Origin of the sequence: Streptococcus mitis (genome assembly GCF_002096855.1) — a bacterium.
GTDB classification, from domain to species: Bacteria; Bacillota; Bacilli; order Lactobacillales; family Streptococcaceae; genus Streptococcus; species Streptococcus mitis_Y.
Map to the genome: position 1 here is coordinate 1 of NZ_NCVH01000005.1, position 11,625 is coordinate 11,625.

Annotated in this window: 12 protein-coding genes, 1 tRNA gene, 1 rRNA gene, 1 other RNA gene and 1 pseudogene; 1 reads left to right on the plus strand and 15 read right to left on the minus strand. The window is 40.3% G+C overall.

All coding sequences use genetic code 11. The features are described 5' to 3' along the window. Positions 1-210 (plus strand): IS3 family transposase (locus tag B7698_RS00375; protein WP_142358034.1); only part of this gene is annotated, 210 nt, incomplete at its 5' end. A 284-nt stretch (positions 211-494) separates the two neighbouring features. Here B7698_RS00375 and B7698_RS10405 read toward each other — a convergent pair. The 15 genes and pseudogenes from B7698_RS10405 to rrf all read right to left on the minus strand — a co-directional run. Further along, positions 495-1,793 (minus strand): hypothetical protein, encoded by a 1,299-nt coding sequence (locus B7698_RS10405; protein WP_142358035.1) that lies wholly within the window; start codon positions 1,791-1,793, stop codon positions 495-497. A 362-nt stretch (positions 1,794-2,155) separates the two neighbouring features. Next, a pseudogene (locus B7698_RS10295) lies at positions 2,156-2,581 on the minus strand (Rpn family recombination-promoting nuclease/putative transposase); the annotation flags it as partial. After that, on the minus strand, positions 2,582-3,496 hold the full coding sequence (locus tag B7698_RS00390; RefSeq protein ID WP_084864318.1) for an Rpn family recombination-promoting nuclease/putative transposase: 915 nt from the start codon (positions 3,494-3,496) through the stop codon (positions 2,582-2,584). It abuts the pseudogene before it with no gap. Between the two features lie 116 nt (positions 3,497-3,612). Then, positions 3,613-4,581 carry a ribose-phosphate diphosphokinase gene (locus B7698_RS00395; RefSeq protein ID WP_084864319.1) on the minus strand — a complete coding sequence of 323 codons (969 nt, stop codon included), beginning with the start codon at positions 4,579-4,581 and terminating at the stop codon, positions 3,613-3,615. A gap of 145 nt (positions 4,582-4,726) precedes the next feature. Further along, on the minus strand, positions 4,727-5,542 hold the full coding sequence (locus tag B7698_RS00400) for a PrsW family intramembrane metalloprotease (RefSeq protein ID WP_084864320.1): 816 nt from the start codon (positions 5,540-5,542) through the stop codon (positions 4,727-4,729). A 24-nt stretch (positions 5,543-5,566) separates the two neighbouring features. Next, positions 5,567-6,064 (minus strand): beta-class carbonic anhydrase, encoded by a 498-nt coding sequence (locus tag B7698_RS00405; RefSeq protein ID WP_070528259.1) that lies wholly within the window; start codon positions 6,062-6,064, stop codon positions 5,567-5,569. A 72-nt stretch (positions 6,065-6,136) separates the two neighbouring features. Continuing rightward, a complete protein-coding gene (radA, locus tag B7698_RS00410; RefSeq protein ID WP_078228442.1) occupies positions 6,137-7,498 on the minus strand; it encodes a DNA repair protein RadA in 1,362 nt (453 codons plus the stop codon). Positions 7,499-7,511: 13 nt separating this feature from the next. Further along, complete coding sequence (locus tag B7698_RS00415) at positions 7,512-8,069, minus strand: histidine phosphatase family protein (RefSeq protein ID WP_000863561.1); 558 nt, start codon at positions 8,067-8,069, stop codon at positions 7,512-7,514. After that, positions 8,029-8,472: a dUTP diphosphatase gene (locus tag B7698_RS00420; RefSeq protein ID WP_004257643.1), complete on the minus strand. Its 444-nt coding sequence runs from the start codon at positions 8,470-8,472 to the stop codon at positions 8,029-8,031. The genes B7698_RS00415 and B7698_RS00420 overlap by 41 nt, the downstream gene beginning before the upstream one ends. Positions 8,473-8,528: 56 nt before the next feature. Further along, positions 8,529-8,626: signal recognition particle sRNA small type (ffs, locus tag B7698_RS00425), an RNA gene on the minus strand. Positions 8,627-8,658: 32 nt separating this feature from the next. Continuing rightward, a complete protein-coding gene (tadA, locus tag B7698_RS00430; RefSeq protein WP_001110112.1) occupies positions 8,659-9,126 on the minus strand; it encodes a tRNA adenosine(34) deaminase TadA in 468 nt (155 codons plus the stop codon). 199 nt (positions 9,127-9,325) lie between these two features. After that, positions 9,326-10,612: an adenylosuccinate synthase gene (locus B7698_RS00435; RefSeq protein WP_004257634.1), complete on the minus strand. Its 1,287-nt coding sequence runs from the start codon at positions 10,610-10,612 to the stop codon at positions 9,326-9,328. A 230-nt stretch (positions 10,613-10,842) separates the two neighbouring features. After that, positions 10,843-11,079, minus strand: coding sequence for a sigma(X)-activator ComW (comW, locus tag B7698_RS00440; RefSeq protein ID WP_084864321.1), 237 nt, complete (start codon positions 11,077-11,079; stop codon positions 10,843-10,845). A gap of 380 nt (positions 11,080-11,459) precedes the next feature. Then, positions 11,460-11,533 (minus strand) — tRNA-Asn (locus tag B7698_RS00445). A 5-nt stretch (positions 11,534-11,538) separates the two neighbouring features. Beyond that, positions 11,539-11,625 (minus strand): 5S ribosomal RNA (gene rrf / locus B7698_RS10505); the annotation flags it as partial.

Here is an 11,625-nt window from a genome sequence, read left to right on the forward strand (position 1 = left end):
AAAGGTAACAGCCCAGACAACGGCATGATGGAATCTTTCTTTGGCATTCTGAAATCGGAGATGTTTTATGGTTATGAGAAGTCATTTGAGTCGCTCAACCAATTGGAACAAGCCATTGTAGACTATATTGATTACTACAACAATAAACGAATTAAGGTAAAAATAAAAGGACTCAGTCCTGTGCAATACAGAACTAAATCCTTTCAATAATTATTTGTCTAACTTTTTGGGGTCAGTACATTTACTAGCTTTCTTTTTTCTTTCTTTTCATTTTCTATAGTAAATTATAATTTTGAATTCAATTCAGATATCTTAATTCTTCATAAAAACTCTAGTTTAAATTCAAAAAACGGATTTTTATTGCTCTGAACATCAAAAAAGAAAGGACGAAATGTGTCCTTTCTAAATCTTAGCTTTTCTTCAACCCACTCTACAGTTGACAAAGAGCCAAAATAAAAAGCAGAAGAAACTTCCTGCTTTTTTATTGAGCTAGATTATTTAACCCATTCACCGTTTCCGTTAACAGTGTATCCACCTACAGTAGTGTTAACTGCAAGGGCACCTGAACCGTCAACGTAGTACCATTTACCACCAACTTGGAACCATTGGCTAGCTTTCATAGCACCTGAGTTTTCAAGGTAGTACCATTTACCACCGTCTTGCAACCAACCAGTTTGCATTTGACCTGAACCATTTAGGTAGTACCAAGTGTTACCATCTTTAACCCACCATTTTTGCATTACGCCTTCAGCGTTAAAGTGGTACCAAGCACCGTCAACAAATTTCCAACCAGTTGCTTTTTCACCTTTAGGGCTTACGATATAGCTCCAAGAACCATTATCAGCTTTGTACCAACCAACAGTCACAGCATTAGCTTTCACTTCAGCTTCTTCTAATACTGAACGGCTATAAGAAAGACCTACTTTTTGGTACTCTTGTGATGCTGTTTTTTCTGCAGCTTCTAGAGCATCTTTTGCTTTATCACGCTCTGCACGTGCAACAGGAATTTTTGCTGAAAGATCATCAGCTTTCTTTTGAGCTGCTGCGATTTTATCTTCCAACTCATATCCTGCTTTAGTAATACCATAAGCATCACCAGCTACTAACGCGTTTGCATATGCAATAGCTGCTTCAATACGTGCTTCATCAAATGTGAATTTTTGTTTATCAGCTTGCGCTTGTGCTAATTTTTCGTTAGCTTCTTTTTCAGCTTTTACAGCTTTATTTTGAGCTTCTTGTGCTTTTTCAAGAGCTTCTTGACCGCGTTTAATTGCTTGCTCATCTTTAGAGTCCATTGCTACTTTCAACTCAGCTTCGCGTGCTTGAGTATCTTTAACTGCCGCTTCGCGAGCAGCTTTTGTAGTTTCAACTGAAGACTTGTATGTTACTACATCAGCTTCTGCTTTCACCTTTTTAGCTGATGTTTCTGATAAAGCGTCGTTCAACTCTTTAACTTCTTTTACAATACCTTTTGCATCACCAACCATATCGTAAAGACGAATTTTTTCTTGTTTCAACTTTTCAAGGTTTGCGTAAGCTTCTTTAACATCTGATGAAAGGCTTGTATAAGTTGCTTCTGCCTTTTTATATGTGTCATAAAGTGGGTTAAGAACATTCAATTGTGCTTTTTGAACAGCATTGATGTGTTTAGCTACTGCTTGAGCTTCTGCTTTTGCTTTTTCATCACGGATAGCAGCTAATACTGGTCCATGTAATTCAACGTCTGCTGAAACAGATTGTACAGCACCAAATGCTGCTAGTGCGACTGCGCTTGTCAATAAAACTTTTTTCATCGTTTTATCTCCTTCATTTTTCTTTATAATATTTTTCGTAAGACTATCTTACTACCATACAGTATATAAATATTTGCAGGATTTGTCAAGGGTTTTCTGATAATTTTTTCTTTTTTCATCATTTTTTTAAAAAAGAGACAAAAAGGTCACTCTTATGTATAACATAAAAATTTAGAGAGGTAAATTGTAAAAATCATCAGAAACTTTAACAAAAACCACTCTATCTAAATCACTTGAATGATTAGATAGTGCTCACTTCTATGATATTATCTTACAAACGCTATCAAATGTCAAGTAAAAATGGCAAGTTTTTTGATAATAACTTGCCATTTCATCAACTTTCTACTATTTAAAGTGTGACCTTATAGCAAGGCCTCAAACTCAGCGACGGTCATGCCTAATTGCTCGCTAGCAACCTCGGAAGTCAGAAGACCTTGGCGAACGAGATTTACTAGACCTACTTTTAATCCCTCTTCGATACCCTCTGCTCGTCCTCGCTCCAATCCCCGTTCAATCCCCTCAGCACGGCCACGTTCTAAACCTTGTTCAATGCCTTCCGCTCTAGCTGTTTCCAAGGCATAATCCTGTGCTAACAAGGCTTGTTCTTCACGCATACGTAGTTGACTAAACATTTTCCTGTCCTCCTCGGCCCAGCTCTTGTAGTCCAGCAGTTGGTCTGCCTGGCTGATAGCTCGCTCGGGTTGCTGAGTAAAGGGTTTATTCCCGAAAAACTCTAACCATGGCTTGCGAACCTCGTCTTTGCTGGTTTCTCTGTATTTTTTTAGTTCTTATTCGTGATGCTCTTTCAATAGTTCTTCAAACTCAGAGACAGTCATGCCTAATTGCTCGCTAGCAACTTCAGAAGGCAAAAGACCTTGGCGAACCATATCTAAGAAGGCAAAGAATTTCCCACGCTCCAGTCCTTGTTCAATACCTTGTTCCAGCCCCTCTGCCCTAGCTGTCTCCAAGGCATAGTCCTGTGCTAACAAGGCTTGTTCTTCTCTCATACGTAGTTGACTAAACATTTTCCTGTCCTCCTCGGACCAGCTCTTGTAGTCCAGCAGTTGGTCTGCTTGACTGATGACTCGCTCGGGTTGTTGGGTAAAGGGTTTATTCCCGAAAAACTCCAACCATGGCTTGCGAACCTTGTCTTTGCTGGTTTCTCTGTATTTTTTTAATTCCAAGAATGCCATCTTGACCAGATGATTTTCTTGTCCATTATTGGTGATAGTTAAGACCTCACCTGTCATGTCTTCACGCATACTAAAGCTATGAAAAGCTAAATCATCTGAGAAGTAATTACTATCCACAATTGCGATAGCGTATACTGGTGCGATGTGTTTGTAACTCTGGTGTGTATCACCTTCACGTTGGCGAATTTTTTCTAGGTTTTGATTAACCTGACTGCACAGGTAAGCCCATAAACGATTAATGAAAAAATTCTGATGATGAACTTGGATTTCGATAATAACCTGCGTGCCATTGTCCAACTCTGCCAAAACATCTATACTGGTATAGAAATCCTGCGCTGAATAAGGCAGGGAAGGCAAGACGTGAATATTGCTTCCCTCCAAAATGGTCACATTTTTGGCTGGCAAATCCAGCATATCGCGGATAAATTGACAAGTGATTTCTGGATTACTAAAGATTTTCTTAGCAACCAAATCATTGGTTGGGCTGATGCCCGGATGTCTTAGAATCATCCTCTTCCTCCTTTTATTATACCACAGTTTTAAATCTAGGTTTACTAGATTCTCTGGCTCTATCTATTTATTCGGAAAAGAGATAAAAAACCTGAGAATCATCTCAGGCTTGGTCATTAAATCTTTTTCTCAATACTGAAAAGTGGAGAAAGTGGGCGTTTTTCATGGATACGTACAATAGCATCACCTAGGAGATGAGCGATTGAAATTTGCTCAATCTTATCGATCAAACGCTCTTCTGGCAGATAGATGGTATCCAAAACAACCAATTTCTTAATAGCTGAATTTTTGATATTGTCCATAGCAGGACCAGAAAGAACTGGGTGCGTACAGCTTGCATAGACTTCAACAGCACCAGCTTCTGCAAGAGCATCTGCCGCATGACAAATCGTTCCAGCAGTATCAATCATATCATCAATCAAGATACAAGTCTTGCCTTCGACCTTACCGATGATGTTCATGACTTCACTAGTATTCATCTTATCAACACTGCGACGTTTGTCGATGATAGCGATAGATGTTTTCAAAAATTCTGCCAACTTACGAGCACGAGTCACCCCTCCATGGTCTGGGCTGACAACCACATAGTCAGAACCAACCATGCCACGACGCTCAAAATAATCCGCAATCAGAGGAGCTCCCATCAAATGATCCACAGGAATATCAAAGAATCCTTGAATCTGCGCAGCATGCAAGTCGATGGTCAATAAACGATCCACTCCAGCTACTTCAAGCATATTTGCAACAAGTTTTGAAGTGATTGGCTCACGCGCTCTCGCCTTTCTATCCTGACGTGCATACCCATAGTAAGGCATGACAACATTGACAGATTCTGCACTCGCACGCTTCAAAGCATCCACCATAATCAAAATTTCAAGCAGATTGTCATTTACAGGCGAGCTAGTTGATTGTAGGATAAAGACGTGTTTCCCACGGATTGATTCTTCAATGTTGACCTGAATCTCTCCATCTGAAAATTGGCGGACACTTGATTTCCCCAACTCTATCCCAATCTCCTGCGCTACACGTTTTGCCAATTCTTGATTAGAAGAAAGGGCAAACAGCTTTAAATCAGAAAAAGACATGATTTCCTCCGGTATATATGTATCGCTTGTGCTTTTCACAAGATTTTTCCATCTACCATTGTAGCGCTTTTTGCACTATTTTTCAATCAAAAATAAAAGAAGGGCAGCATATTTGTACCCTTGCATCATTCTTTTAAAAAATATTCTAGTTCATCAACTCATTGTGCTTCTCAACAAAGCGATAAGCCTGATAAAAACCATAGAGAGTAATAGCCGTAACCACTGGAATCGCTAATGGCAACTCTGTCTCTAATTCTACAAAAGGAGAATTAAACAAGAAGTGAGTTCCCAAGGCTAAACCTAGGAAAATAAGCCCCTGTTTCTTGCCAACCTTCTGCCCTTTATAGGCTCTGTAAAGCAAGTAAACACCTACTACAGCCAGACCTGAAAAAGTCCAGTGAGAGGCAATTCCTGAGATGATACGCTCTAAAATCCTCGAAATAGTAAAGTCAAAGCCCTCTGGCAAATCCGTACGAATATAGCCAATATCCTCAATCATTTGAAATCCCAAACCAGAAGCAATCCCTAGTAAAAACAAAGATTTTAATTTTCGCACAGGAATCAAAGCTAAAACAAAGACAAGTGGTAACAATTTCAAGGGTTCTTCTACCAAAGGAGCTACAATAGCACTTTCAAAGGCATTTAAAAATGCACTATCTGGGAAAAGAATACCCAGTAAATCATGGATATAGGTATTAGCAAAACTAGACAACCAGCCTGAAAGGAACATCCCACCCAATAAAGACAGAATCAAGGCCTTCTTTGGCAATTCCCATTTTTTCCCAATACGGAAAAGGAAATAAAGAGCCGGAATCATGTAAAAGAGAGCTAGAAAGATAGAAACTCCCATTAGTCCATATTCCGCACCTGACATCGAACCGTCCGTATAGTAGATGGTTTCATATTGTAAACCAATACATAGCAATAAGATAAAAATAAATAAAATGCTGTTTTTCTTCATACACTTTCTTTCTAAATGAAGTATTTATAATTCTACGACTATCATACTTCCTGTATCCACATCGTAAATGGCACCAGAGATAATGACATCATCTGGTATTAAGGGAGACTCGATAAGGAGTTGCATATCCTCGCGCACACTCTCCTCTATATCTTGGAAGGGCAAGAAGTCTTGGTCTGACACATCGACACCTAGTTCCTCTTTCAGATACTCCTGAAAAGGACCATTTTCAAAAGTCTGAGCACCACAGTCTGTATGGTGCAATACCACAATCTCTCTTGTCCCCATTTGTTGCTGGGAAATAACTAGCGAACGAATCATGTCCTCAGTCACTCGGCCACCTGCATTCCGCAAGATATGAGCATCCCCAAGTGCCAAACCTAAAGCTTGCGCAACGTGCAGACGTGAGTCCATACAGGTCACAATGGCTACTCTAGTTTTAGGTTTAAGTGGCAGATTTAACTGCCCATGTAGGGCAACATAAGCCTGATTGGCTTGCATAAACTGTTCAAAATACGACACGATTCCCTCCTTGAAAATTTGATAGTCAAATATTTCTCCTATCTTATCATTTTTAAGAGGATTTGTCACAGATTAAGCAAAAACCTTTTTCAAAACTTCCTGAATTGTTGTCACCCCAATGACCTGAATTTCCTTAGGCGGAGTGATTCCTGTCAAAGAATTCTTAGGTACATAAATCTTAGTAAATCCCAGTTTAGCAGCTTCATTGATGCGTTGTTCGATACGATTCACGCGCCGAATCTCTCCCGTCAAACCAAGTTCTCCTACAAAACATTCCTGAGGATTAGTTGGCTTGTCTTTATAACTCGAAGCAATAGCAACCGCAACAGCTAAGTCTATCGCAGGTTCATCCAATTTAACACCGCCAGCAGATTTGAGATAGGCATCCTGATTTTGCAAGAGAAGACCTGCACGCTTTTCCAAAACAGCCATAATCAAACTCGCACGATTAAAATCAAGTCCTGTCGTCGTACGCTTGGCATTTCCAAACATGGTCGGTGTTACCAAAGCCTGAACCTCCGCCAAAATCGGACGCGTCCCTTCCATAGTCACAACGATTGACGAACCAGTCGCCCCATCCAAACGCTCCTCTAGGAAAACTTGACTCGGATTGAGGACTTCAACCAAGCCACCCGACTGCATCTCAAAAATCCCAATCTCATTAGTGGAGCCAAACCGGTTTTTGACCGCTCTCAAAATACGAAAGGTATGGTGACGCTCCCCTTCAAAGTAAAGCACCGTATCCACCATATGCTCCAACATACGAGGACCAGCTAGAGTGCCCTCCTTGGTCACATGTCCTACGATAAAGATGGCAATGTTATTTGTTTTGGCCAGCTGCATAAGTTCCGCTGTCACCTCACGCACTTGAGAAACAGACCCCTGCACCCCTGAAATCTCAGGAGACATAATAGTCTGAATGGAGTCGATGATGAGGAAGTCTGGCTGGATGCGCTCCACCTCAGTTCGAACACTCTGCATATTGGTCTCTGCATAAAGATAAAACTCACTATCAATATCACCCAAGCGCTCTGCTCGTAGCTTAATCTGCTGGGCAGACTCCTCCCCACTGACGTAGAGAACAGTCCCAACTTGAGACAGCTGAGTTGAGACTTGTAGGAGAAGGGTTGATTTCCCAATCCCAGGATCCCCACCTATGAGGACGAGACTTCCCGGTACCACTCCGCCTCCAAGTACACGGTTGAATTCCTCCATCTCCGTCTTGGTTCGATTGACATTGATGGAAGTCACCTCAGCCAGTTTCATGGGCTTGGTTTTCTCACCTGTCAAGGACACACGCGCATTCTTGACCTCGGCAACCTCAACCTCTTCTACAAAAGAAGACCAAGACCCACAGTTGGGGCAACGCCCCAGATATTTAGGTGAATTATACCCACAATTTTGACATACAAATGTCGCTTTTTTCTTTGCGATGATAAACCTCTTTCTATATCTCTAACTCACACTCAATCACTTGGCAAAAATCAATCTTCTCATTTGGCACAAACTGACGCATGAGCATGTTGTGAGTTACCACTATCACGGTCTGGTAATCTCGATACTTAGCCATGCATTCTAGAAAACGAGACTTCATCTTCGCAGCTGTCTCATATTGAATAGGACTATTAGGAAGTAACTCCCCATTATTTTCTAGAAATATAGCACGAGCTTTTTCAAAATTATCTGTGCCACTTTCATAGACCTGCCATTCATGCAATAATGGTTCCACTCTCAAAGGAAGTCCAGTAACACAAGCCACATAAGAAGCCGTTTCTAAAGCTCTTGTGACTGCAGAAGATACGATTATTTCAGCTGAAGGGAGTAAAGGATTGGTGCTCAGTTTCTGGGCTTGCTGCCGTCCCTTCTCAGACAAGGGGGCCAAATCTATCCCAAATCCCGTATAAGAACGCTCCTCTAACTCACGATAATCTGGCTCCCCGTGACGTACAAAGATAATCTTCATTCTAGTGCCCGGTCGATCCAAATCCACCAGTTCGAACGCCATCAGCCATATCTCCATCTGCAATTAAGAAAGGAGCAAAGACAGCCTGGACCACACGTTCCCCAACTTCAAGAACAACTTCTTGATCTGTAATATTCTTCATCTGAGCAAAAATATGCCCTTCATTCCCAGTATTGCCATAATAATCCCCATCAATGACCCCAACCGAGTTAATTAAAACTAAGCCCTTCTTACGAGGGTTTGAAGAACGATCATAAAGGTAAAGAACCTCAGTCGGCTGCATATAAGCCTTAACCCCTGTCGGAACCAAGACAATCTCTCCTGGCGCAATAACCGTACGCACAGCAACCTTTAAGTCGTAACCAGCCGCATGCGCTGTCTCACGCTTTGGCAATAAATTTTCATCTGTAAAACTAGAAACCAATTCAAAACCACGAATTTTCATCATCTTCTCTTTTCTATTATCATTTATTCTAGATTATTCTATCTTATTTATTCGGAAAAAGCACGAAAAAAAGAGCACACAATTCAAATCGCTTAGGGCTGCTGGATTCCTCCCCTGACCCGCTTCACGCAGAACTGTTGCTCCACTATTTATTATATCACATTCCTGTTCATTTTAAAAGCAAAATTATTTTTTCCGTCTATTTCTAAAAAAATCCTGCATAATAGCTGCGCATTCATCTTCCAAAATTCCTGTTTCAACCTCCACACGATGATTGAGACGCTCATCTGTCAAGATATCGTACAAACTCCCAGCAGCGCCAAATTTCTGGTTTTTAGCCCCATAGACCACGTTTGGAATACGGGCGAGTCCAATCGCCCCACTACACATGACACAAGGCTCAATGGTCACAAAAAGCGTGCAATCCAGCAAGCGCCAGCTCTCCTCACTCAGGTTCGCATTCTCTATGGCCATAATCTCCGCATGCATAACCGCTCGTTGCAGTTCCTCACGCGCATTATGCCCGCGACCAATGATTTCTCCGTCCTTGACAATCACACAACCAATTGGAATTTCATCGTGTTCAAGAGCAATCTCAGCCTCTCTCAAAGCCTCCCTCATAAAGACTTCTTTTTCTTCAACTGTATAATTCATCAATTTCCCTTTTCCTACTTATCGATTTTATTATTATATCATGATTTCCAAGACAAAAAAAGCCACCAAATGCGGTGACTTTATAGGGAGATTATTATGAAAAAGAAAAGTTTAGGATATTTGTTACAACAAGTTAGGAGGTCTTCTTGTAACTGTCTATAGTATATCCGAACTATCTTAAACAAATCTTAAAAATCTCTTAGGACCAAACACTTTCTAAAATATTTGTTTGTTCACGACCAGGACCTACTGAGAAAGTAGAAATACGAACGCCAACCAATTCACTCACACGACGAACATAGTTACGCGCATTCTCAGGAAGATCTTCCAAATTACGAACTCCGGTAATATCTTCTGACCAACCTGGCAACTCTTCATAGATAGGCTTGCAACGTTTCAATTGCTCAAGACTAGCTGGATAGTAATCAATACGTTGGCCATCAAGATCATAGGCCACACAGATTTTCACTGTATCTAAACCACTCAAAACATCGATAGAGTTCAATGAAAGGTTAGTAATACCAGAAACGCGACGGCTATGGCGCATCACAACTGAATCAAACCATCCCACACGACGTGGACGACCAGTTGTTGTACCATATTCATGACCGACTTCACGGATACGTTCTCCCACTTCATCAAACAACTCAGTTGGGAAAGGACCGTCTCCAACACGACTCGTATAGGCTTTACATACACCAACAACCTTGTCAATCTTACTCGGACCAACACCAGAACCAATCGTAACACCACCAGCTACAGGGTTTGATGACGTAACAAATGGATACGTACCTTGGTCGATATCTAGCATAACACCTTGTGCACCTTCAAAAAGCACACGTTTACCGTTATCAAGCGCATCATTCAAAATAACAGATGTATCTGTCACATATTTCTTGATTTGTTGACCATATTCGTAATATTCTTCAAAAATATCATCGAAAGAAATCGCTTTACTGTCATACAATTTTTCAAAAAGACGATTCTTTTCAGCAAGGTTACGTTCTAAGCGCTCACGGAAAATATCTTTATCTAAAAGATCGGCGATACGAATCCCAACACGAGCAGCCTTGTCCATATAAGCTGGACCAATTCCCTTAATTGTAGTACCAATCTTATTGTCGCCCTTAGCTTCTTCTTGCAAGCGATCCAACTCGATATGATAAGGCAAAATAACATGCGCACGATCAGAAATACGCAAGTTATCAGTTGTCACACCCTCCTCATGAAGATAGCTCAACTCTTTTACAAGAGATTTAGGATTTACAACCATTCCGTTACCAATAACAGAAATTTTTTCAGGGAAGAAAATCCCAGATGGAATCAAGTGCAATTTAAACTTCTTACCATCAATCACAATCGTGTGACCTGCATTATCACCACCTTGGTAACGTGCAATCACTTCTGCATTCGCTGAAAGGAAGTCTGTAATCTTCCCTTTACCTTCATCACCCCATTGGGTACCTACAACAACAACTGAAGTCATAATCTTGTCTGAGCCCTCAGGCTCTTCCTTTCTCACATACATGGCAGGACTCTCACCTGCAATTATATCTTACAATTAATTATAAGAAAAAATCGCCTTTTTATCAAGAAGAAACAATAGAAAGATTTGCTATTTCCAACTATTAAAAAATGTTTTAGAAAAATAACCAGCTATTTATTATTATCTTTCCTTAAAAAAATAAATTTGTTCGGAAATTAACTCAGACTGTCTCAACAAGCAACAAAACCTTGTTTCATTATCAATTTTTCAAGATACAAACGATAAGCAACACGATAATGGTAAACAATAAAATCCTGATGACTCACAATACGATATCGGACAAGATAATAAATCAAAAACTTAAAATGAACATATTCCCAATCAAAATTATCACCGAAGAACATACCATACTCTTCTTCAATATTTCTATAAAAATCCATCATCTGATCATAAATACTTTGTAGCATAAATATATACTCCTTTTCTTTTTATGACCTTATTCTAACAAAAAATTTCAATTAATCTTTAATAATTCCTGAATTGTTAAAATACCAACCTCAAAAAGATAACAAATAGGAAAAGTTGACAGAATAGGAACAAATTTACTACTTAAATTTCAAAAACTAAGATAATGGAAGCGGAAGGATTCGAATCCCTCGAAGGAGCGTATTTACAGTCCGCAACGTTTAGCCTCTTCGCTACCCTCAATTAAAGTACTAAAAAGATCTCCTTGATCGAAAACGGAGGGCTCTGAAACTTTACTCAGCAAAAATATCTCACACCAAATAACACTAAATAGATTATTAATTATAAAAAAAAGAGGCCTAAACCTCTTTTTTCTTAACTACTCCGCCAGTAGGACTCGAACCTACGACATCATGATTAACAGTCATGCGCTACTACCAACTGAGCTATGGCGGATTAGAGCTAAGCGACTTCCATATCTCACAGGGGGCAACCCCCAACTACTTCCGGCGTTCTAGGGCTTAACTTCTGTGTTCGGCATGGGTACA